The organism is Ureibacillus endophyticus (genome assembly GCF_024159215.1).
In the GTDB taxonomy this organism is placed as follows: domain Bacteria; phylum Bacillota; class Bacilli; order Bacillales_A; family Planococcaceae; genus Ureibacillus; species Ureibacillus endophyticus.
Genome location: NZ_JAMYWW010000001.1, coordinates 710213 through 735254, shown reverse-complemented (window position 1 = coordinate 735254; position 25042 = coordinate 710213). Strand labels below are relative to the sequence as shown.

Annotated in this window: 19 protein-coding genes; 4 read left to right on the top strand and 15 right to left on the bottom strand. The window is 35.0% G+C overall.

Annotated elements, in window-relative coordinates; genetic code table 11:
* Positions 1-92 precede the first annotated feature (92 nt).
* The 4 genes from addA to NKR20_RS03550 all read right to left on the bottom strand — a co-directional run bounded on the left by addA (position 93) and on the right by NKR20_RS03550 (position 8704).
* Positions 93-3827 carry a helicase-exonuclease AddAB subunit AddA gene (gene addA / locus NKR20_RS03565; protein ID WP_253423714.1) on the bottom strand — a complete coding sequence of 1245 codons (3735 nt, stop codon included), beginning with the start codon at positions 3825-3827 and terminating at the stop codon, positions 93-95.
* Positions 3805-7329, bottom strand: coding sequence for a helicase-exonuclease AddAB subunit AddB (gene addB / locus NKR20_RS03560; protein WP_253423711.1), 3525 nt, complete (start codon positions 7327-7329; stop codon positions 3805-3807). Before addB ends, addA begins: the two co-directional genes overlap by 23 nt.
* A gap of 167 nt (positions 7330-7496) precedes the next feature.
* Positions 7497-8150, bottom strand: a complete 654-nt coding sequence (locus NKR20_RS03555) for a TVP38/TMEM64 family protein (protein WP_121213909.1) — start codon at positions 8148-8150, stop codon at positions 7497-7499.
* Between the two features lie 11 nt (positions 8151-8161).
* Positions 8162-8704: a helix-turn-helix domain-containing protein gene (locus tag NKR20_RS03550; protein WP_253423708.1), complete on the bottom strand. Its 543-nt coding sequence runs from the start codon at positions 8702-8704 to the stop codon at positions 8162-8164.
* Positions 8705-8962: 258 nt separating this feature from the next.
* Here NKR20_RS03550 and NKR20_RS03545 point away from each other — a divergent pair, with 258 nt between their 5' ends.
* Together NKR20_RS03545 and NKR20_RS03540 are read left to right on the top strand one after the other, a co-directional pair.
* Positions 8963-9688, top strand: a complete 726-nt coding sequence (locus NKR20_RS03545) for an AzlC family ABC transporter permease (protein WP_301285973.1) — start codon at positions 8963-8965, stop codon at positions 9686-9688.
* Positions 9685-10008: an AzlD domain-containing protein gene (locus NKR20_RS03540; protein ID WP_253423702.1), complete on the top strand. Its 324-nt coding sequence runs from the start codon at positions 9685-9687 to the stop codon at positions 10006-10008. Before NKR20_RS03545 ends, NKR20_RS03540 begins: the two co-directional genes overlap by 4 nt.
* Before the next feature lie 39 nt (positions 10009-10047).
* Here the strand turns inward: NKR20_RS03540 and NKR20_RS03535 are convergent, their stop codons facing one another.
* The 10 genes from NKR20_RS03535 to NKR20_RS03490 all read right to left on the bottom strand — a co-directional run bounded on the left by NKR20_RS03535 (position 10048) and on the right by NKR20_RS03490 (position 23284).
* Positions 10048-11217, bottom strand: coding sequence for a PDZ domain-containing protein (locus NKR20_RS03535; RefSeq protein WP_253423699.1), 1170 nt, complete (start codon positions 11215-11217; stop codon positions 10048-10050).
* Positions 11218-11352: 135 nt separating this feature from the next.
* Positions 11353-12795: a S41 family peptidase gene (locus tag NKR20_RS03530; RefSeq protein ID WP_253423696.1), complete on the bottom strand. Its 1443-nt coding sequence runs from the start codon at positions 12793-12795 to the stop codon at positions 11353-11355.
* 95 nt (positions 12796-12890) lie between these two features.
* Positions 12891-13463: a peroxiredoxin family protein gene (locus NKR20_RS03525; protein ID WP_253423693.1), complete on the bottom strand. Its 573-nt coding sequence runs from the start codon at positions 13461-13463 to the stop codon at positions 12891-12893.
* A 155-nt stretch (positions 13464-13618) separates the two neighbouring features.
* Positions 13619-14860, bottom strand: a complete 1242-nt coding sequence (locus tag NKR20_RS03520; RefSeq protein WP_366519702.1) for a murein hydrolase activator EnvC family protein — start codon at positions 14858-14860, stop codon at positions 13619-13621.
* Between the two features lie 48 nt (positions 14861-14908).
* Positions 14909-15805 (bottom strand): permease-like cell division protein FtsX, encoded by an 897-nt coding sequence (gene ftsX / locus NKR20_RS03515; protein ID WP_121213915.1) that lies wholly within the window; start codon positions 15803-15805, stop codon positions 14909-14911.
* Positions 15795-16481 carry a cell division ATP-binding protein FtsE gene (ftsE, locus tag NKR20_RS03510; protein WP_121213916.1) on the bottom strand — a complete coding sequence of 229 codons (687 nt, stop codon included), beginning with the start codon at positions 16479-16481 and terminating at the stop codon, positions 15795-15797. The genes ftsX and ftsE overlap by 11 nt, the downstream gene beginning before the upstream one ends.
* A gap of 210 nt (positions 16482-16691) precedes the next feature.
* Entirely contained in the window at positions 16692-17885 is a 1194-nt protein-coding gene (locus NKR20_RS03505) for a DUF4097 family beta strand repeat-containing protein (RefSeq protein WP_253423690.1), read from the bottom strand.
* 79 nt (positions 17886-17964) lie between these two features.
* On the bottom strand, positions 17965-20832 hold the full coding sequence (uvrA, locus tag NKR20_RS03500) for an excinuclease ABC subunit UvrA (protein ID WP_253423688.1): 2868 nt from the start codon (positions 20830-20832) through the stop codon (positions 17965-17967).
* Positions 20833-20838: 6 nt separating this feature from the next.
* Entirely contained in the window at positions 20839-22821 is a 1983-nt protein-coding gene (uvrB, locus tag NKR20_RS03495) for an excinuclease ABC subunit UvrB (protein ID WP_253423685.1), read from the bottom strand.
* A gap of 196 nt (positions 22822-23017) precedes the next feature.
* Complete coding sequence (locus NKR20_RS03490; RefSeq protein ID WP_121213920.1) at positions 23018-23284, bottom strand: IDEAL domain-containing protein; 267 nt, start codon at positions 23282-23284, stop codon at positions 23018-23020.
* A 247-nt stretch (positions 23285-23531) separates the two neighbouring features.
* Here NKR20_RS03490 and NKR20_RS03485 point away from each other — a divergent pair, with 247 nt between their 5' ends.
* Entirely contained in the window at positions 23532-24035 is a 504-nt protein-coding gene (locus NKR20_RS03485) for a competence protein ComK (protein WP_170148395.1), read from the top strand.
* Here the strand turns inward: NKR20_RS03485 and NKR20_RS03480 are convergent.
* Positions 24024-24398 (bottom strand): YhjD family protein, encoded by a 375-nt coding sequence (locus NKR20_RS03480; protein ID WP_253423682.1) that lies wholly within the window; start codon positions 24396-24398, stop codon positions 24024-24026. The genes NKR20_RS03485 and NKR20_RS03480 overlap by 12 nt on opposite strands.
* Positions 24399-24564: 166 nt before the next feature.
* On the opposite strand from NKR20_RS03480, the gene NKR20_RS03475 reads away from it, so the two are divergent.
* On the top strand, positions 24565-25020 hold the full coding sequence (locus NKR20_RS03475) for a hypothetical protein (protein WP_253423679.1): 456 nt from the start codon (positions 24565-24567) through the stop codon (positions 25018-25020).
* The last annotated feature ends 22 nt before the right edge of the window (positions 25021-25042 follow it).

The window sequence follows — 25042 nt, the reverse complement described above, 5'->3', positions numbered from 1 at the left end:
ACTATAAGTATTTCTATTGTTATTCTACACTATTTTACTTTGCATTTAGATTAAAACAGTCTATTAATTGAACATTAATAGACTGTTTTAAATTAGTTCAACCAAATCTCTTTTTGCGCATTGTATAAATACAATATTTTTTCATCAACTTTAAGATTTAACACTGATTCAACAGCTTGGCTATAAATACGTAATTGAACACTATAACGTTTTTCCATTTCAGTTTTGAGGGCATTTTCTTCACTAAACGATGGCAAAATCTTATCAGTTTTGTAGTCGAGTAATACCCATTTACCATCCTCATCTTCAAACAAGCAATCAATAATCCCCTGTACAATTTGCGAATCTCCTGCTTGATCTACAATACTCAATGTAAATGGTAATTCACGATATAGTTGCTTGGCATGACTAAATCGTTGCCCGATAGTAGTAGCGAAAAATCGAATAATTTTCTCTGGATCAACCGTATTTACTTCTTCTTCTGTTAGTAGTTTCTTTTTTACTAATGTTTGTAAATAGTTAATCACGTCATCATGTTGAGTTAGCCCCTCTTGCGGAATATGTTGCATAACTGTATGAACAACAGTACCGATTTCAGTCGGCGATAATGCTTTTTCTTGTACAAACAAAGGACGTTTATAGGCATTATTTACTTTACTTTGAAGCGTATAGGTTTCTGGTTCTTCTTCTCGCTGTAAGTTCTCAATACGCTTAATTTCAGAAACACTTGTTTTTGATTTTTTAGTAATCGAGTCTTTAAATGGATACGTGGCATTAAAACGTTCTTTTATTTCATTTAATATAGACCCATCTACTTCTTCTGTAATATCATTTTGTGTTTCAACTTGTTCCTTTGTAATCGTTTTTGTAAACGAATGATTACAAATTGGGTTTACCCTCCATTCTGAAGGATGTTCAATCGGTGAGTATTGCTCATCACTGTACTCTTCAAAGCAAGCATGTCTTGCAATTGCAGGTCCAATCCAATCAAGATAATTTTTTGCCCGCGCGCGTACATAATCTGGAATCATTTCTTCAGGTGATAATTGTTGATATTCACCCCAAGATGCACGAGTTTTATCCCAATCCTTTACTGATCCTACCAAAATAAGACGTTCTTTTGCTCGGGTCATGGCTACATACAAAATACGCATTTCTTCAGCTTTCATTTCCAAAATCTTTTTCTCTTTCATTGCTAAAAAAGGAAGAGAAGTATACATAATTCGATCATCTGGGTCAATAGCTTTTACGGCAAGTCCAAATTGTTGGTCAAACAAATAAGGGTCACTATATTCCTTTTGGTTAAAGCTTCTGCCAAGTCCTGCAACAAAAACTACTGGGTATTCTAACCCTTTCGATGAATGGATGGTTACTAATCGAACAACGTCATCTTTTTCACCAATTGATTTTGCTTCGCCTAAATCATCCCCACGTGAGCGCATTCGATCAATAAATCGTAAAAATCGGAATAATCCTCGGAAAGATGTTTTTTCATACATTAATGCGCGGTCATGAAGCGTACGTAAATTGGCTTGGCGTTGCTTACCATTCCCCATTGCTCCAACCATTTCATAATAATTGGTATCCATATAAATCTGCCAAATCAAGTCTGCTAGAGAACCCCTTCTTGCCATGTCTCTCCAATTATCTAATTGTTGTAAAAATCGTTGAAGTTTTTCTGCTGTATTTGATTGTAATCCGCTTTTTTCCTCATTAACGAATATTTGTACCGCTTCGTAGAATGGAACTTTACGGTTAACTAAACGAATTGTAGCAAGTTCGTTTTCTGTACATCCAATAAATGGTGCCCTCAAAACAGATGCTAAAGGAATATCTTGATATGGGTTGTCAACGATTTTTAGAACGTTTAACATTACCATTACTTCTAATGCTTCAAAATATCCCTTTGAAGACTCTGCATAAAGTGGTATTCCAGCTGCTTTAAATTCCTCAACTAAATCCCCTGACCAAGTCATAGAACGCATTAAGATAACAATATCTCGATATTCTAATGGTCGAACTCGCTTCGATGGATCTTTTTGTTTTGTATCATATACGGTCGTACCGCTATCCATCAGTTCACGGATTCGTTTGATAATATAGCGAGCCTCTTGTTGAGACTTTTTCATCTCTTCTTCGATTAACACGTCTAATGCCGCATCTTCAGTAGACTCTATTGAACTCGTCTTTTCATCTTCTTGTTCCTCTTGATCATCATATAAAATGGTTAATTCCACGGGAGCTTCTAACTCATTGTAGGGTGCTGCTGGCTTCAGTCCCGCTTTTTCATCATATTTGATTTCTCCAACGGTTTCGCCCATAATCTGTTCAAAAATAAAGTTTGTACCGTGAAGGACTTCTTTACGACTTCGGAAATTGGCGTTTAAATCAATTTTTAATCCACTTGTAATTGGCTCTTCTTCAAAGGAAGTATATTTGTTTAAAAATAACATCGGTTCTGCAAGACGGAAACGATATATGGATTGTTTAACATCGCCTACCATAAATAAATTTCCATCGACTTCACTACCATTTTTCACGAGTTGTAAAATCGTTTCTTGCAGCATGTTCGTATCTTGATATTCGTCAACAAGCACTTCTTTAAATCGGTTTCGGAAATCCGTTGCAACGGGTGAAGGTGTTAAAACGTCATTTTCTTTAACTGCTAAAATTTCTAAAGCATAGTGCTCTAAATCAGAAAAATCAACTATTCCCCTTTGTAACTTCGCATTTGTAAATTTCTCACTAAACGCTTCTGTTAATTCAACCAATGTTTCAATAATTGGCGCCATTAAACGAATTTCTTGTAATAGTCGCTCAGGTTTTCTTAAGAAAAAGGACTTCTTAATACCATCGATAATATCTTTAGCATGCTGCCTTTTTTTCTTAGCCTTTTCCTTCAACTCAGGATCACAATCACACTTTTTCCTAGATAAAGTCGACCATTTTAAGGTAGAGAAGAAATCATATAAATCTTGCCATGTACCATGATTAATTCGTCTTACAGCTTCATTGATTAGTGCAAAATCTAATTCCGCAGTTTCACCATACGTATATGGTCCATCTGGCTTTAATGTATATTGACGAAAATCTTCAATTTGTGCAAAGGCTTCTTCTAAACTAAATTTAATAGAATTTTTTAAAGGTCCAATAAAATCTAGTTCATCTATTGTAATTTGTTCAGGCAAAGTATATTGCTTTGGTAAGGAACGTAGCCAATTTGTCGGATTTGGATGAACGCGAGACATTTCATACAGACGTTCAATTAATGTTTCGATGGCTTGGTCATCACGGTCAGAAGTAAAACTATCTACTAAACGATATACCGCATTAACACTAGTTTCGTCCTCTTTGTCATAGGCTTCTTCAAGTACTTCAGCTAAAATATCATCTCGAAGTAAAGCTAACTCCCCTTCATTCGCAATTTTGAACCCAGGATCGATATCAATTAAATATGCATATTGCCGAACAATTGATAAACAGAAAGAATGAAGAGTTGAAATTTGAGCTTTATTCACTAGACTTAACTGACGGCGTAAATGTTGATTCCGTGGATCTTTTGCAATTTCTTTCTCCAATGCTTCTGCCATTCGATGGCGCATTTCAGCAGCTGATGCATTCGTAAACGTCACTACAAGTAATTCATCGACATCAATCGGGTTATCTTTTGAGATGACCTTTTCAATCATTCGATTAATTAGTACCGCAGTTTTCCCTGATCCCGCTGCTGCGGAAACTAATGTATCTTGACCGGTTGCCCAGATTGCTTTCCACTGCTCATCAGTCCACGTCACATTTGGTCCTTTATTCGGAATCGATAGACCCATCTTTTTTCAACTCCTCTCGTATTTTAGATACCACTTTATCCCGGCTATCAGCTTGAAGTTGATGGTAAACTTGCTCTTGGTCAGTAGGGTCGAATTGACAAACTGATTTAAAACTACAGAAATCACAAGCAGTTCTACCTTTTAATCGATATGGTCGAATACCTACTTCCCCACTCATAATCCCTTCACCAGCAATTTTATGTTTTGTTCGAACATAATGTTTAATTTCATTCATTGCATCAGGTGCTACTACCCTAGACTTTGCAACTGAAATTGCTCCATCTGTTTTAATTTGTACTGGAATAATTTTCGATGTTCCACCTGACTCTAAATTATCATCCATTGCAATCAGAGGGTCTGGATTTTCAGTAAGCAAGCCTTTCATTCTATATTTTTCCATCCGTTCAACTTCAATTGCAATTTCATCTAACTCTTTTTCACCCTTTAATAATGGGTTATGAACGTGAACATATAGAACGCCTGCTGGGTCCACTTCTCCATCAAGCCAGACGTTTGCATTTTCAACCGCAACATCTAAATAGGTTATTAATTGTAAGGAAATACCATGATATACTTCATTTAAATCTAAATCGCGACTTGATGATTTATAATCGATAACTCGTAAATAGGATTTATCTCCAACTTTTGCTCCATCAATACGGTCAATTCGTCCACGAATATTCATTTTTCGGCCGCCATTTAATTTAATTTCTAAAGGCGGTAGTTTTTCATTTGGACCAAATGCTGCCTCAATGGCAATCGGTTTGAAAAATGACGATTTTGCATGTTGAGATAATGCCATCATCGTTCTTTCCACAATACGAATTAATTTGCGTTGAATGTATCGATATCGGGCACTACTTAGTAAAATTTGATGAGAAAAAACTGGCACAATTTTTTCTACTGCTTGTCTTGCAAGTTCTGTACATTGAGCACGTGTTAAACGATTCCAATGGATGTTTAAACGATCTGTCTCTAACGTAATCCATTTTAATGCTTCATGGAAAAGGTCACCGATAGCAAAGTTTTCTAATCGATAAACCGCGCGCTCCTCAAGTTTTAATCCATAGCTAGTAAAGTGTGAGAAAGGACAACGATAGAATTTCTCTACTCGTGAGACACTTGAAGTTAACTCAGTACCATATAATTCTTCTGTTATGTTTGGCTTTAGTTTTTCTGCAATATTTTTCTTTCTTAATGGACGCATGACCACTTCTAATTCTTGCTTCCAATATGGATCTTGTTCATAAACTGACTTTAATGCCACCCATTCAGATGAAAGTTCATTCGAATATTGCGCTTGTCTTAATTGCGTCATTAAGAAAGTTAAAGATGTTCTAGGATGTTGTATATAAGAAAGAGCGTTATTTTTATTCAATTCTTCAATTGGATCAATTAATACCTTTTTATGTGGTAACGTTTTGACTCCATTAACCTCAAATAATTTATGCAGACGGTTTATATAAAGAGATGGAAGTAATGCTTTACTCTCTTCATCTGCACTTGAAAATGTGACATACAGTCTATTTGTAGGTGAAGAAAATGCACGATAAATTAAAAAAGCTTCTTGAAGCAATTTAAACTTTGTAGTTGGCGAAAGTTCAGTATCAATTTCCTCAAACCATCCACGATCTGTGTCGGTGATTAATCCTTCATAATCGATACGCATTGGATAAACTCCATCATTCACACCAATTACAAAAACGACTGACTTATTATCAAATCTTGAATATTCAACAGTCGCCACAGTTACTTCATCAACAGAAGGAGGAATTTTCGAAAACTGAAGTGTATCATATCCTTCGTCTAAAATTTGTGCAGCTTCTTCAACGATTAATTTTTGATCACCGAACATTAGGACGAATTGATCAAGAACATTGATCCAGCGATTCCAAGCCTGATCATGTTCGCTTGCCCCATGTAATTCTTTTTCTTCAAGTTCAGTATCCTTTAACACTTGTAACTTATCGTATATTTGCATTTCTTCAATACAGTTAAACAACGCAGATGCGATTTCACGTCCAGTTTTTGCATTCTTCAATTCCTGCTGTAATTTTTCTATTGGTTCTTTTACAATTGATTTCATTTCATCAATGATTTGCTGCATTTTTAATTCTTCGTCTGTTTGATGTTTAGAGAAAAACTCAAGTCCACGATATTTTTTGTAAAACCATCTTGAATCTTCAAACCAACGATACCCATAAATCCCTTGTGCAATAACAAAGTTTTCTAGCAGGTCTGCTTTTTCACGCATTTCCTTCAAATTACTGTTTAATGGGAAAAATAAATCCGTTTTTACACTTCGAAAAATCGGTTCATATTGCCAATTGGATGTAACAATTTCTAAAATTGAACGACTAAACTCAATTAACGGGTGGTGTAACATCGATTTCTTTTCATTTGTAAAAACAGGAATGTCGTACTGTTTAAAAATTGTATTAATGAGAGGGTCGTAAAGGTCTGCTTGTCGATACATAACCCCAATCTCTTTATAACGAACGCCATCTTCCCGCACAAGTCGACATATTTCCCGGGCAATTGCGTGTACCTCTGCTCGACGATTTGCACCTTCAATTATTTCTACAAATCCTTCAGCCTTTACTTGAGTTGGCACTGGCTCGTGAAATTGCTGTTCTATATGTTGTAAGTCATTATTGTTGTAACGATAACATGTATGTAGATGAACACGTGGCTCCATTTCAACTTTGAAATTTGCAGTTTCTTGTAATAATTTATCGTACATGACAGCTGGTCGATAAAATACAGCTTGGTCATCATACATATCTTGTTCGTTTTCGAAAGGAAGTACGATGGTTACTCGTTTAGCTAATGCCAATAATTGCTTTACAATTTCAAATTCGCGAACAGTAAATGCTGTAAAACCATCAATATAAATGTGGGCTTCTTTTAGTTTTTGTGAATTTTGTAATTGCTCGAGTAAAATTGGATAAAAACCATCACTATCAACATACTTATCCCCTAGTTTTTCCTCTAACTTTGATAGGATAATTTGTAAGTCTTTTGTTTTAGCAATTAATGTTTGGGGAGCGTTGGATTCTTCTAACCTATTTATTGCTTCATTTAAAGTTACACTATCTATGTTATATTGGCTAAATTCTTTTACCAATTGTTCAACTTCTTCAGTAAATCCTCGTTTATCTGCAGCTTGACGAAACAGTGAAAATTTGTCTTTATTTTCTGCAAGAAGTCGTCTAATTAACATACGGTATCCAATTTTATCTAATTGCTCTTTTGCTATCCCACCTGTTTCTTGTAGGATATACCAAGCTAAACGTTTGAACGTCATAACCTGTGCTCGTATAATTCCTTGGATGCCATAATTGTTCGTTAACATATACTCTGCTTGATAAGACATTTGGTCAGGGACAATTAAATAAATTGGCGGGCCAAGGGGTTGTTGCTTTAACTCATTAATAATTTCTTTATGAATAAGTGTGGTTTTACCTGTCCCAGCTCTTCCACTAATCACTCTTAATGACATATAGCTCCTCCTTCTTATCTATTAATTTAGATTATATACAGAACAAATGTTCTTATCTTATAAATTTCTATCAATAATACTCTTTTTCTATTATAATATCACCTATTTATTATAGTATTTTTTAAGTGTAAAAGATAATTTCCCATATATCGTAGAAAAAGAGCAGTTTATAGTAACCGCTCTTTCTTCATAGACATTTTTACATTTTTCTTATTACTAGATGAATCTTTCAAATCTCGTTCCACTTTTTTATTAAGACGTTTTTCTAATGCCTTTCCAATAAACCAGAGAAGGAAAATTCCTACCCCTGCAAAAATCAATTTAACCGGATCTGTTAATAGTGCCTTTAAGTCGTATCCTAACACACTCATACTGGCAATCATGACAAACTTACCGGCCATAATGACTATTAAATAATACTTCTTTTTTATATGCGATAAACCGGCAACAATATTAACTAATACGGAAGGAGTGAAAGGAAAACAAAGTAAAATAAAAAGTGGACTCAAACCACGCATATCCACCCATTGAATAAGCTTCTGTATCTTTTCTCTACCGATAAATTTTCGAAGCCTTGGATGTTTCCCGAACTTTCGAACGAGTAGAAACACTACATAAGATCCTAAAACAGTTCCTATCCAAGACAACAGAAAGCCTATCCAAAGCCCGTAAGAACTAGCATTTGCAACTACAATCACTACTAGTGGTAAAAATGGAAGGAAAGCTTCTATAAAAGGCAATAAAATGCCAATTAGCGGTCCAAGTGTTCGATATTGAGCTGCTAAACTTTCGATATTTTCAACGGTAAACCAATCGCTCACAAGTACCACCTCTATCGATATTGAATAATTAAATGTAAAGTTGTCATCTCATTTGTTGGATTTACGTATTGATGTTCCTGTGAAGCAGAAAACACTAATGTTTCTCCTTTTATTAAATGTTCTTTCATTCCTCCAGCCTCCACGAGAACTTGTCCATTGATGACTGTTACCGTTTCTTCTACGCCATCTGAATGTGCTTCACTCCTATGTATAACACCAGGATCCATCTCTATTTTATAGAATTCCCAGCCTCTTTCAGGGTCATACGGAATAATGGAATATACACGATATTTTCCATTTTCTTCTGATACAACTGTAGATGTTTTTTCATCGAATTTTTGAAATTGTTCCCTTGGCGGTTGTAAAAGAGAGGAAAATGAAATTCTCATTCCTGATGCAATTTTCCATATAGTGGAGACAGTTGGGTTCGATTCACCTTTTTCTATTTGAGCTAACTGCGCTTTACTTACATTAGTAGCTTTGGCAACATCATCTAAACTTAAACTTCGCTGGACGCGTATTTTTTTTAATTGGTAACCGATATTTCGACTCATTTGCTCCATAAGTTCACCAGCCTATTGTTTATTTTATCAGACAGTTGTATACTATAATAAACAATTTTCTAAATATTATTGATAATTTTATTATAGTATCATAGTCCTTTCAATATTTATTAAACTATTGACAACATGTTTACATTTTGGCTACTACACTAAAGGAACGCTTTTAGAATTTAAAAGGTTCATATCGTTACATAATGTTTTTTTGTTAAATTACTATATTTAGAGTTATATAGGAGGACAAAAGTGAATTTGAATACTCAAGTCAATACTCATCAATCTACAAATACACTTGATACGTTTTCACAAGGAGTTAAAGATTGTATTCCTACGTTATTAGGTTATATCAGTATTGGGTTAGCATTTGGGGTTATAGCAATAACTTCAAATTTATCTGTCTTTGAGATTTTTTTATTATCTGTCTTGGTTTATGCAGGATCAGCTCAATTTATTTTTTGTGGATTATATATAGCGGGTGCACCTTTTTCTGTTATTATTCTAACGACCTTTATTGTTAATTTACGGCACTTTTTGATGTCATTAACGGTTGCGCCTAATTTAACAAGGTACTCTCCATTACGTAATATTGGTTTTGGGACTTTATTAACGGATGAGACGTTCGGTGTTACTGTTACGAAACTTATGAAAGAAAAGCATATCGGTGGCAACTGGATGGACGGCTTAAATATTACAGCCTATTTAACATGGATTGCCTCTTGTACGATTGGCGGGTTAATGGGGAAGTGGATTCCAAATGCGGAAAGTTGGGGACTTGATTTTGCATTAATTGCAATGTTCTGTGCCCTACTTGTTTTAAACTTAGTGGATATAGGTAAATCAAAGCTAATGCATTATTTAAAACTCATCGCGTTATTGGCAATCATTTTATATGTCTTATTATATTTTGTACCGGGCCATTTAGCGGTGTTAATTGCAACAGTGATTGTTGCAACGGTTGGGGTGGTGACTGAAAAATGACAACAACCGTTCCAATGATTTTGTTAATGCTTGGTTGTGCATTTGTCACATGGCTTCCACGAGTGATTCCTTTTATTTTAGTAAGAAATATCGAGTTACCTGATGTCGTATTACGTTGGTTAAAATATATCCCAGTATGCATTTTAAGTGCCCTCGTAATCGAATCATTATTTAATGCGGAAGGTGCTATTGTTACATTTGATTGGTTAAATTTATCTGCCTTTGTTCCAACTTTATTCGTGGCAGTAATCACAAAAAGCTTATCAAAAACAGTCGTAGTCGGTGTTGTTTCTATGGCTATTTTGCGTTACTTTTTCTAAATAGAAAAATGCGATGTCGGACTTTCGACATCGCATTTCTTATTCAGCTATTAACAAACCAATTTGATGGTGGTCATTATTATGAACAACGTGTTGAGCAAGACGAACTTCACGCTCATGATTTAGAACTTCAAGTCGACAATGGGCCGCGTTCACTTGTAAAGCCTCATATAACTGACGCTCTGTTTGCACTTCGACACCATTTACTTTTCGAATAATTTCCCCTACAACTAATCCCATTTTTTCAGCCGGGGAATTTGGCAGGATCCCTGCAATCATAACACCACCAGATTTTGCAGACACCGCATATACATCCTTTTGTTGCCCAGTTGAGTAAATGTATGAAATGCCAATTCTAATTATGGCACCGACAATTAGTGTTAGGAACCCAACAAACGGTAAAAAGTATGCAACTAATCCACCAATAATCACTATTTCACCAAGTATTATTACTGCACGCCCTAATTTTGGATAAAAATAAATTGGGAGTTTGCTACGTGTCAATTGTTGAAACCCAATGACAACAGGAAATAATATAAGTGAAAATTGAGTAGAACCTAGAGAAAATTGTGGCCACCACGGAAAATAAGCATCAATTACACTACCAGGTATGACAAGGAAAATAGGTAAAATCCAAGCTCTTTTGCTTGTAAATGCCACCCCTCTTAAACCACGCTTCGAATTTTCTACAATAGGTGAAGCGATTTGAGCGCCTTTTTTTCGGATTAATAAGCCCTCTGCTACTACTAAAAGACCTGCTAAAATTGTTGCTGTTACAACAGTTCCTTCACTCATTGTGATTCCATTGATTTCAATTCCAAATAAATTAATTTTCCACCCTAGATAATCAAAAGCCCATAACACTAGGATACTTAAGGCAAATAAAATAATCGGTGAAAGGATATGAAAAACATAAATGATGAGAGCGATTAAACTAATTATTGTTAAAACAAACAACAATTCTAAAGGCACTGTTAATCCGAATGCAATAGAAAGGATTGAAATGATTAAGGCAAATAACAAACCATCCTTTATTAATCCAATTGCTTCGGTCCATCCCCATAAAATTCGAACATGGAAATACTTCCTTTCCCTTTTCACACGTTGATAGCCAAGTATTACTGCTACAATGATGGACACATAAAGAACCGGATTCAAAAACATTCGCCCTATCGCCAATGCAATTTCTATTAAAATATCTGTTATCACATTTTCACCGCCCGTTTACTACTAACTATTGCCATTGTATCAAAGGAACTGCTATTTTCGTAGCTATTAACCTAATTTTTCATAGATTTATAATAAAAAGAAAAGCAGCTAGATTTTCTAGCTACTTAAATTGAATTAGATATCTCCCTCTAAACGATGAAGCATCACACTTAATCCCATATTTAATTGAACATCGTTGTCCATATCTTCTTTATATTTCGTTACTTGTTCACGAATGCTACTAAAGAATGCATCATCCATATGGCGACCTTTTCTTAAATCATTTCGTTCGCGGTAAAGTGCAACAGCATCTGCCGTTTGTTCATCGTAGAAACCATCAGTTCGTCCAACATTAAACCCTAGTCCATTTAATACTTTTTGTACGTAGGCAACTTCTTCATTGAAATCACCTTCAGCAAATTCACCACTTAAAGGAATCACTTCCATTGAGAATAGTGGATGTTGCTCCACTTCAACATCTGCTTTGATTCCTTTACCATGAATCCATTCGCGATTTGGCGTTAACCATTTATTTGTTGATAATTTTAATTCTCCACCATTTTTTAAATCCCATGTTTCTTGAACAGTTCCTTTACCGAAACTTTTACCTCCTACTACAAGGGCACGTTCCCAACTTTGAACAGCTCCTACCATTACTTCACTCGCTGACGCACTACCTTCGTTTTGAAGAACAACAATCGGTAACTTTCGCATTTTTTCTAAATAAAACTTTTCTTCTTCAATGTCCCCTGTTTTTAATGGTTCCATTGCTCCAGCTCCATTTTGCATATAAGCGAATACGACGTTTTCTTTTTCAATACTACTAACAACAGCAGCTACGCTATATAAATAACCACCTGGATTGTCGCGCAAGTCAACAATTAATCCTTCTACATCTTCACTGATTAATTTTTTCGTTGCCTCAACCCATTCATCTGCTGTTTTTTCACCAAACATGGAAATCGATACATAACCAATCTCAGTGTCTTCAACTTTTAATACTTTGGAGTTGACAGTTTTATTATTAATTTCTTTACGTTCTACTGTTACTTTTATATGTCTTTCAGTGCTTGGACGATAAATTACGAGAGTAACTTTTTCCCCAGCCTCACCTGAGATTAATTGCATTAATTCTCCCATTGTTTTTCCTTCAAGACGTTCATCATCCACTTGAACAATTTCATCAAATGGACGAATTCCAGCTTTTTCAGCAGGCGATGACTTCACAGGTGAAACAACAATAAATTTACCGTTTTTCTCCGTTATTTCTACTCCAATACCAACCCTTTGTCCAGCTAATGACTGCTTATGTAATGCAGCTTCTTTTTCCGTATAGTACGTACTATAAGGGTCTTTAATTGCATTTGTCATGCCTCTTAATGCGCCTTCTATAATCTGTTCTTCACTAGTACCGTACACAGATTTTTCTGTAATTAACGAGTAGGCTTGGTCAATAACAGGGACATCACTTACTTTTGTTTCTTCTTTAGAAGGTGCAGCCCATCTTTGCCAAACAACAATACTAATTATGATTACAAAAAGTGCGGCTAGGCATAAAAAAATTCGACTTTTTCGCATTTATTTTCCTCCTCTCGTTCAATTTATGAAAGAACAGCAAAGGATAACACATACAAAAAGCCGAATTTTATATTTTCGTAAATTATTCTATTGGTTTAATCTAACTCTTTTACATGCTCTCTTAATGCATCTTGATCTAATGGCCCTACAATATGTTTTTGAATACGACCTGTAGAATCAATCATGAAGGTTGAAGGAATAGTTAAAACTTGATAGATTTCATTAATGCCCTCATCCTCCATTAAAAGAATTGGGAATTTTAATTTATAACTTTCTACAAATTTCTTTACGTTGTCCACATTGCTATCAGTATAGGTTAAGTTAACACCGACGATTTCAACATTATCTTTTTTGGCGTATTTTTCATAATACTTTTGAAGATGAGGCATTTCTTCTTTACATGGTGGACACCAAGTTGCCCAGAAATTTAAGATAACTTTTTTTCCTTTTAAATCTGATAATGTTAAATTCTCACCTGATAAATTTTGAAGTGTGAAATCCGGTGCTATTTGACCTTTTTCTAATCCTTCTTTATCTAAATCCATCTCATATCCTAAAGCGTAATCATTGATGACTTCACTCGCTTCAATTTGTTTTTTTATATAAGTACCAACCATAATGACAACCAGTATTAGTACAACGGAAAGTCCAATTGCTTTCTTTTTCAACTTACACCCTCCAAAGCTAAAAATTCACCTATTTCAATTAGGATAACATAAATAAAATTAGGTGCATAACACTTATATGACGGTTTCTTAACATCTAGATATGAAAAAAGCAGGCTAGTTGATGGATTTACCATAACTAAACCTGCAATTTAATTTTATAGTGGAATATAACGTAATGGGTTTACGTTACCAGGTACTTGTCCTTGCCATGTACCAATATGAACTTCGAAATGTAAGTGTGGTCCAGTTGAACGACCTGTAGTACCCATTCTTGCAATTTGTACCCCTTTACCAACCGTTTGTCCAACACTTACACTATAGGAATCTAAGTGCGCGTAAACAGTTGTATAAATATCTCCATCCATATTATGTGTAAGAATTACTACATTCCCATAAGATGAAAGTGGACCTGTATACACAACTACCCCACCAGCAGCTGCAACAATCGGAGTACCTGTTGAATTAGCTAGGTCAATACCATAATGGAATTCTGGTCCATACCCTAGATTTCGCCAACCGTAACCACTCGTTAATGTACCATTCGTTGGTTTTGTCCAATCTCCCGAAGAAACTACAGGAAGTGTACCTTCTCCATCCTTCTGACGAGATAATTCTAAAATACGTTTTTGTTCTGCAATAATTTTATCCTGAAGATCTTTACTTACTTCTAACGCCTCAGAATATTCTTTTTCTAGTAATTTTTTCTCTTTTGCTAGTTTTTCTTGTTCTGCTTCTAATTCATCTACAAGTTTATTTTTTTCAGCTTTTTGTGCATTTAGTGATTCTTTTAAACTTTGTAGTTTTGCTTGCTTTGTTTCTAATTCTTTTTTCTTATTTTCTAGCAATAATTTTTGCTCTTCAAGCTTTTCTTTGTCTGACTTTTGATCACGCATAATTTGGCGATCGGCTTCCATTAATGTATTAACAGCAGAGAAACGATCAATAAAATCTACGAAACTATTAGCTCCAAGTAATACATCGATATAACTTACTGAACCATTTACTTGAATTGCACGGGCACGTTCTTTTAGTAATTGGTCACGTTGATCAATTTTTTCTTGTAGTGCAATAATCTCTTGCTGTAATTTTTCAATTTCACTATTTGTTTGTTTAATTTCACCAGTAACAACAGCAATTTGGTCATTCGTTTTTGTAATCTCACTGCCTAATTTTGAAATTTGCTCAAGTAACGCCTCTTGCTTTGCTTCTATTGAACTGATTGCAGTAGATTTCTTTTTGATCTGATTACTTAATGAATTTTTTTGTTTCTCAACTTGCGATTTTTGATCTTTTAATTCTGACAAACTAGTAGCATACGAAATAGGCATTTGTATGAACAAGAAAAATGCAACTACTGCCAGGAATATTTGGAATGGCTTCTTTTTTAAGCTTTTCACAAACTAAGACTCCCTTCAACTTTTGTTTCAACTTAGCTACTACTTTTGCTAGATTTTTAAGAATCTACGGACAGACATAAAACTACCCCAGATTCCTATGAAAATACCTAAAACTAAAATTAATACATTTACTTGATAAAGTAGTGGTGTTAAATCTACTAATTGTAGTAACTCTCCCTGAAGTTTTGGCTGTACGATGTTGTAAAATTTATAATAAACAATCGTTACAACCGCCATTGGAATTATTGAACCTAAAATTCCTAACCACATTCCCTCAATGACAAAAGGTATGCGAACAAAGGCATTGGTAGCCCCAACAAGTTTCATGATTTCAATTTCTTCTTTACGCGCAATTATCGTAATACGAATTGTATTGGAAATTAAGAAGATCGCTGTAAATAATAAGCCCAAAATAAGAACAATTCCTATATTTCGGCTTGTATTTAAAAAACTAAACAATTTTTCTACTTTACCTTCTCCATACACAACTTGATATGTATTATCTAGTTTTTCGATTTTTTCTGCGACTTTAGCAGTTTGCTGTGGCTCTGTTGCTTTCACATACAATACGTTACGAAGTGGGTTACTTTGTTCAAATAAACTTAAATCTTCACCAAAATCTTCAATAAGTAAGTCTAACTCTTGTTCCTTCGAAGAATAAACAACTTCCTCTACACCAGATATAGTTTTTATATCCTTCATTAATTTATCTTCTGCTGCTTTTGCCTTATCAGCATCATCAATTATTTCTATTAAAACTTTAATTTCTACATCATTTTCGATATCATCTGCAACTTTATTTAAGTTCATCATGATGATGGTAAATACTCCAACCAACAATAATGTAACTGTGACTGCACTAATCGATGCAAAAGTCATCCAACCATTTCGAGTTATTGACCTTAAACTTTCACGAAAATGTCGCTGTATTGTCCTACCCTTCATATCCGTAGTCACCTCCGAATATATCACGGACAATCATGCCGCCTTCAATGGCTATAACCCGTTTTCGGATTGTATTCACGATTTCACGGTTATGGGTAGCCATTACAATCGTTGTGCCACGCGCATTAATTTCTTCAAAAATGTTCATAATCTCCCATGATGTTTCTGGATCAAGGTTCCCTGTTGGCTCATCAGCAATTACCACTTTTGGTGTATTCACAATAGAACGGGCTATTGAAACACGTTGCTGTTCGCCTCCAGACAATTCACTAGGAAACATACGAACTTTATGTTTAAGTCCAACAAGTTCTAACACTTCCATTACCCGATTACGAATCTTTTTCGGATGTTCTTCAATTACTTCTAGAGCAAATGCGACATTTTCATACACAGTTAGACGAGGAAGAAGTTTGAAATCTTGGAAAACGACACCTAACTGTCTTCTAAGAAATGGAACTTGTCTATTTTTAAGCTTAGATAGATTTGTTCCAGCAATAATCACATCACCGGAAGTTGGTTTTTCTTCGCGATACATAAGTTTTATAAAAGTAGATTTCCCAGCACCACTAGGCCCTACGACATATACGAACTCACCCTGTTTTATGTCTATAGAAATACCGTTTGCCGCAACAACACCATTCGGATACTTCTTTACGACATTATTCATTTGAATCATTTATAAACCACCTAAGTTCTACATAAATAGATTTTTTAACTCACCTTCCATTATAACATTCATTTATTCTCTTTTTATTACAATTTCTTTTCATTATTTGACCCATGTACCCGGTACACAAACAATTCTGAAAACAGTATACAATTCTGTTGATACTAGGTATAAAGACAAAAAAAGAACGAACCGTATGATACGATTCGCTCATCCTATTTATTCAGCGATATAACGTACAATGATGCTTCCTGTACGTGATTCACCTGTTAGTTTTAGTAAATTTGCATTTTCAATAATTTTGTCGAAATGTAGCGTTTTAAGTAAGAATTGGTCTTCTTCAGAACGAGTGACAACATCCGCCAAACCAACATCTGCTTTACCGAAGTTTGTCGTAACTTGCCCTGCAAGTGATAGGGATTTTGGAACATAAATTTCCACTGCGCCAGCGACAGTTTGGGCCTTAATTTTTCTAGCAGTTTGGGAATGTGTCGTTACCACTACTGCACCATTCACCGATTCGGCTTCCACTTCTTCCACATCACCATCGATATAAATACGACCATTCACCGTTTCAGCTTCTAAATCTTCACCCTTACTATTACGAAGCTCAATTGCACCATTACCCGTTTCAATATCTGCGTGTTGGAATGAAACATGATCGATTTTTACAGATCCATTATAAGATTTTGCCTTTATTAATTTAGAATTTACATCATTAATAGAAACAGATCCATTTAATAAACGTAAAATCATAATATCGTATTGTTTTTCTGGAACCGCAAGTCGAACATCTACATGAGACATTTTAGTTGGAACAGAAATTGTAAGTTTTCCATCAACAAGTTTAATGAATTTTTCTTCAAATTCAGCAATTGTTCTTTCTTCACTATGATGTTGTAAAGATGTTTTAACTTGCGCATCAATTGTAAACTGTTGATCATCTGCTTTTACGATATCGACTTTTCCATTCGGGATTTCTAGTTCCAAACCGTTTATATCTTCAGCATTAAATGCATAATTTTTTTGGAATTGTACTTTCTCCCCAAATGGAAATTCTAAATCGATATCCTTTAATTTTGTAAATGTTGAGTTCATTAAATTAACAACACGGTGACTAAAATGGGATAAATCTTCTTTTAAATCGTTAAAGAATTCATCCATTTTTTTATTCGCTTCTTTATTGTTGAAGGATTTTCCGAATAAGTCTTCAAAACCAGTTGATTTAGACTCGTTGCTTGTTTGTTGTGATGCTTTTGACTCAGACTCTTTCTCAAATGATATTGGTGCAATCGTCTGTGCCTCTTTGGATCCTTTTTCTTTAGTTAACGCCTCAAGTAAAACAATTGCTTCTTCTGCAGTAATTGTTCCATTTTCAACTAAAGATAATATGCGTTTACGTTCATTCTCCATTAAAAAAGCCTCCCTCAAACGTGTATACCATTTATACGCCTAAGGGAGGGCAAAAGTTTCATGAAATTTTGTATCTGTTTTATTTATTAGAGGCTTCAGCCAATAGTTGTTCCATTCGCTTTTTGTCACGTTCTAAGATTGTTTTCAAATAGCGACCAGTATGAGAATTTTCATTTTCTGCAATTTCTTCTGGTGTACCAGTAGCGATAATTGTACCACCTTTATCGCCACCTTCTGGACCAAGATCGATAATATAATCGGCAGTTTTAATAACATCTAGATTATGTTCGATAACAAGTACAGTATCTCCATTATCAACTAAACGTTGCAACACTTTAAGAAGTCGTGCAATATCATCTGCATGTAACCCAGTTGTTGGCTCATCAAGAATATAGAACGATTTACCAGAAGATCTGCGATGCAATTCTGAAGCAAGCTTTACGCGCTGTGCTTCACCACCTGATAATGTCGTTGCTGGTTGTCCAAGTTTCATATATCCAAGTCCTACATCAACAATCGTCTGAAGTTTACGTTGAATTTTGGGTACATTTTCAAAGAATACAACAGCATCTTCAATCGTCATATCCAGTAGTTCAGCGATATTTTTTTCTTTATAGCGGACTTCCAGTGTTTCACGATTATAACGTTTTCCATGACACACTTCACAAGGCACATATACATCTGGTAAGAAGTGCATCTCAATTCGGATGATGCCGTCACCTCGACAAGCTTCACAACGGCCGCCCTTTGTATTAAAGCTAAAGCGCCCTTTTTTATAGCCGCGTACTTTTGCTTCATTCGTCGTTGCATATAAATCTCGAATATCATCAAATACACCAGTATAAGTTGCTGGGTTTGAACGAGGTGTACGCCCAATAGGTGATTGGTCAATATCAATCACTTTATCCAAATGTTCTATACCAGTTATTTCTTTATGTGTCCCCGGTTTTGTACGCGCACGATTTAATTTTTGTGCGAGGGATTTATATAAAATTTCATTGATAAGCGTTGATTTACCTGAACCTGAAACACCTGTTACAGCAACAAATTGTCCTAACGGTATATCAACTTTTACATTTTTTAAGTTGTTTTCCGTTGCACCTTTAATCGTTAATTTACGTCCATCCGATTTTCTACGTTCTACAGGGAGTGGAATGAATTTTTTCCCGCTTAAATATTTCCCTGTAATAGATGCGTCATTGTTCATTACTTCTTCTGGCGTTCCAGCTGCAACAATTTCTCCACCATGAACACCTGCTCCTGGCCCAACATCGATTAAATAATCTGCAGCCATCATTGTATCTTCATCATGCTCTACAACAATTAATGTATTACCTAAATCACGCATACTTTGTAACGTTGCAATTAAACGATCATTGTCTCGCTGATGCAATCCAATAGAAGGTTCATCCAAAATATATAATACACCTGTTAACCGAGAGCCGATTTGAGTTGCCAAACGAATACGTTGCGCTTCACCACCGGAAAGTGTTCCTGCAGATCGGGATAATGTTAAATAATCGAGCCCTACATTGAGTAAAAAGCTGAGTCGTTCCGTAATTTCTCGGATAATTAATCTCGCTATTTGCATATCCTTTTCAGATAACGTTAAATTCGTAAAGAATTCGTACATTTCTGCAATCGAATGCTTTGTTGCTTCCCCAATGTGTATACCTTCTACTTTTACCGCTAAAGTTTCAGGTTTTAAACGATATCCTTTACATGATGGACATGGTTGTTGGGTCATATATTTTTCCATCTGTTCCCGAACCCAATCAGATGAGGAGTCACGGAATCGTCGTTCAATATTTCGAACAACACCTTCAAATTCAATATTTTTATCATGGACACTACCAAAATCATTTTCATAATAGAAATGAATTAAGTCTGTCCCTGATCCATATAAAATTTTATCCATTTGACTTTTTGGTAATTGGGAAACAGGGACATCCATTGGTATTCCATAATGTTCACAAACTGCTTTTAAAAGTGATGGGTAATATTGTGAACTTGTTGGCTCCCAAGCAGCAATTGCATGTTCTTCTAATGTTTTGTTCCAATCGGGAATGAGTAAATCCAGGTCCACTTCTTGTTTTGTGCCTAGACCATCACAAGAAGGACAAGCACCAAATGGACTGTTAAATGAAAACATGCGCGGTTCTAACTCACCGATAGAAAATCCACAATGTGGACAAGCATGGTGTTCACTAAATAACAGTTCCTCATGCTCCATCACATCAACAAGTACTTTTCCATCAGCTAGTCGACAAGCTGTTTCTAAAGAATCGGCTAAACGAGATGCGATACCTTCTTTAATGACAACTCGGTCAATCACGACTTCGATGTTATGTTTTTTATTTTTATCTAGCTCAATTGAATCATCTAAATCTCTCATTTCGCCATCAACACGAACACGAACATAGCCTTGCTTTTTCAAATCCTCTAACAATTTCACATGGGATCCTTTTCGACCCGAGACAATCGGTGCAAGTAATTGCATTTTAGTTCTTTCCGGATACTCTAATAAGCGATCCACCATTTGTTCAATGGTTTGTGACGTAATTTCAATATTATGATTTGGACAAATTGGTTTACCAATTCGAGCAAACAATAAACGAAAATAATCATAAATTTCCGTAACTGTCCCAACCGTAGAGCGTGGGTTTCGGCTCGTGGTTTTTTGGTCAATGGAAATTGCCGGTGATAACCCTTCAATTAAATCAACATCCGGCTTATCCATTTGTCCTAAAAATTGTCTTGCATATGCTGACAACGACTCAACATAGCGGCGTTGTCCTTCTGCATAAATCGTATCAAATGCTAAAGAAGATTTCCCCGAACCAGATAAACCCGTTACGACAACGAGTTTATCCCGAGGAATCGTGACATTAATATTTTTTAAATTATTCGAACGTGCACCTTGCACTACTATTTCTGTATTTTTCAATTTCGGTCACCCTTCTACCTTCAATTCAAATATCGTATCTCGTAATTCGGCTGCACGTTCAAAATCAAGTGCTTTTGCTGCTTCTTTCATTTCTTGTTCTAATGAAGCAATTAACTTTTCTATTTCTGCCTTTGTTAATTTTTTACCTTTTGTTACTTTTGTAACATATGTTTCTTCCTGTTCAGCAGCTTGTGTTGCTCGAATTAAGTCTGGTATTTTCTTCTGAATTGTCTGTGGTGTTATACCATGTTCTTTGTTATATGCTTCTTGAATTGTTCGACGGCGTTTCGTTTCATCAATCGCCTTTTTCATTGAATCAGTGATGCGATCTGCATACATAATTACGTGTCCATTAGAATTTCGAGCAGCTCGTCCAATTGTCTGAATTAATGAACGTTCAGAACGTAAAAATCCTTCTTTATCCGCATCAAGAATTGCGACAAGGGATACTTCTGGAATATCTAATCCTTCACGAAGTAGGTTGATACCGACAAGCACATCAAATGTACCTTTTCGCAACTCGCGAATAATTTCAATCCGTTCTAACGTTTTGACCTCAGAGTGCAAATACTCCACTTTGATGCCCATTTCTTTAAAGTAATCCGTTAAATCTTCTGCCATTTTCTTCGTTAACGTAGTAACAAGTACACGCTCTTGTCTTGCAATGCGGTCATTGATTTCATCGATTAAGTCGTCAATTTGTCCTTCAATTGGACGTACGTCAATCGTTGGATCTAATAACCCTGTAGGACGAATAATTTGCTCTACCATTTCTGGAGTATGTTCAATTTCGTATGGACCTGGTGTAGCAGAAACATAAATAGCTTGGTGAATATGTTCTTCAAACTCTTCAAATTTTAAAGGGCGATTGTCTAATGCAGACGGTAATCGGAAGCCATGTTCGACTAAAACATTTTTACGTGCTTGGTCTCCATTATACATACCGCGAACTTGAGGTAATGTTACGTGACTTTCATCAACAACGAGCAAAAAGTCTTTTGGGAAATAGTCGAGCAATGTATATGGCGTAACCCCTGCTTCTCTTAATGTTAAATGCCTTGAATAGTTTTCAATCCCTGAACAGAAGCCCATTTCACGCATCATTTCTAAATCATATTTCGTCCGTTGTTCTAAACGTTGAGCTTCAAGTAACTTATCTTCAGAACGGAATTTTTCCAACTGCTCTTCCAGTTCTTTTTCTATATTTTCGATGGCCTTTAACATTTTTTCCTCGCGCGTTACGAAGTGGGATGCTGGGAAAATCGCCACATGTTCTCGCTCACCCATTATTTCACCAGTTAGAGCATCTACTTCACGAATTCGATCAACTTCATCTCCAAAAAACTCTACACGTATGCATTTCTCATCACGAGATGCTGGGAAAATTTCAACTACATCTCCGCGAACACGGAATGTACCACGTGTAAAATTCACATCATTTCGTTCATATTGTATGTCTACAAGTTTTCTTAACAGTTGATTACGTTCAATTTCCATGCCAACACGAATTGATAATACCAATTCTCTATATTCTTCTGGATTCCCCAAACCATAAATACAAGAAACAGAAGCAATAATAATCACATCTTCTCTTTCGAATAAAGCCGATGTAGCCGAGTGGCGTAATTTATCAATTTCATCATTAATGCTAGAATCTTTTTCAATGTACGTATCCGTCTGTGGTACATATGCTTCTGGTTGATAATAGTCATAATAGCTAACAAAATATTCAACTGCATTATTTGGGAAAAACTGTTTAAATTCACTATATAGTTGCCCAGCAAGCGTTTTATTATGAGCTATTACAAGTGTTGGTTTATTCACTTCTTTTATTACATTGGAAATGGTAAATGTTTTCCCAGTTCCAGTAGCTCCGAGTAAAGTTTGATGTCGTTTTCCTTCATTTATTCCTTTTACCAATTCCGCTATGGCATTCGGTTGGTCACCACTAGGTTGATAAGCGGACTGTAAATCAAAAGTTTCGGCCATTCGTTAATCGTCCTTTCACCCAATACTTGTATATTAATTTTAGCATACTATTCATAAAACACGAACTAAAAAGCGAACGTATATTCTAAAATTTTATTTTAAACGGCAGAAAAGTCGCCCATTATAAACATTGCCTTAGTAAAGATAAACTTTACATTTTTGGCACTGTTTTAATAGGCGACTTTAAAATAATCTATTAATTTACTGCTTCTTGTGCATCTTCTAGTTCTTGAGTTTCTTGTAATTCATTCAATTCTGCTGTGTATGCTAAAAAGGCTTCTTTATCACGTTCGTCTAATGCTCTATCGATGAGATCTTTCAACTGGTCAATTCTTTGTAGTCTTTGCATACTGTTCAAAAACAAGTCCAAATAAATTTCATTCAATAATTTCTCAGATTCGTTTGCATGTTGATAATGTCCAACTGCTTTAAGAAAATCTGTGTATGAATAATATTTATCCATCGATATCACCCCGATTCCCTTTTTTCTATTATAAGATAACCTTGACTCAATTTGCAATATATTCTGAAAAATAGATTAATTTTTTCTGCGTCGTTGAAAATATGTTTGAAATTTTCATTTTGGGCTGTTTTAGAGTAGGGAAATTTTAAATTTACAAAATTTTCTAAATTATGTATTGAATTCGCTCAAAATTCATACTATCATGTCTATAAATCCACAACACTAATCATTTAAGGGGGAAATAAAAATGGGAAATGTAAATATTGCTGATTCGTATCATATTTCGTTTAACACTTATCTTATCGAACCTTTAATACATGGGGACAAGCTTTATTCACGTGTTTATGACAAAAGTGGAGAAATTATTGTTTCACGAAAACCGATTTACATAATTCGAAAATCATGTGTGTTAATGGGATCTAATTACAAAACTGCTCGTTCAGTTTCAAAACGATTCTTTGGTGATGAAAAACACAAACTTCCAATTATTATTTCACACGATTATGGTATGCCTTGCGTATTCTTCCCACTTTTATCACCAACTTCACCAAATAATGTGTGGGTCGGACTTCATGCAATTATCAACATTCGCCGCATTAAAGATAGCACTGAAATTACATTAAAAGATGGTCGCGAACTAATACTAAACTTTAACTATTCTTCATTCTGTACTCAATATGTTTGTGCAACAATGTTACATAAATTCGGGACACACCAAAGACTAATCCTACAAAATGACTTATCCGTTTGAGTAACTTATTAAAGCTTTCTTCAAATAAAGTTTAAGCAACTCTTCTACATGATTTCGGAGGCGTATATTTGCATATCTTCGAATTTCCAATGTTCCTGCATAATGAAATTCATATTCAGAAAACAAATCATCCCGTGATTTTCGAACAACTTTTAATTGATGTTTTCTTAAGTACGCCTTCGTATTTTTCAAATCAATCTCAACATTTCTTCTTGCTTCTTCTATTAAATAAATGTATGGACTTTTGAACTTAAATTGCCCATTTTCGATTTCTGTGTAATCCTTTTCTAAAACGATTAAAAGCATCGGTAAATAAATCGCTGCTTCAAAATACGGAACAGTTTCAATGGGGATATATGCCATAAAAAACCCCTCCCAAAACAGAACATTTGTTCTTATATTATATTCATGAAAATTGAAAAAATGCAAATGGGAGAGAAAATATTAACTAAATTTATTTTCATGTAAAATCGAGGTATAATATTTACAAGTATTAAAATTCGTAACATCAAAGAGAGGAGGGTCTGGATTGACAGAAAATAACCAAATCTTGCAAGCGATATTGGAACTATCATCGAAAATGGATGTAAAATTCACGAAGCTCTCAGAAAGAATTGATAAGTTAGAACAAAGATTTGATTTATTAGAGCAGAAAGTAGATAACTTCGAACAAAAATTTGACTTATTAGACCAGAAAGTAAATAATTTAGAACAAAAATTTGACTCATTAGACCAGAAAGTAAATAATTTAGAACAAAAATTTGACTCATTAGACCAGAAAGTAAATAATTTAGAACAAAAACTCGACTCGTTAGGCCAGAAAGTTAATAACTTAGGTCAAAACGTAGATAAAAATCATCAAACAATACTAAACAAACTGGATCAAGTTGAGTACAGAATTGGTGTTTTGGCTGATGAATATATTACTGTTAAAGCTGACGTGAAAAAATTAAAAAAAGTAACAGGGATTTATTCAGATCTGTAATATAAAAAGGCATTTACAAGTC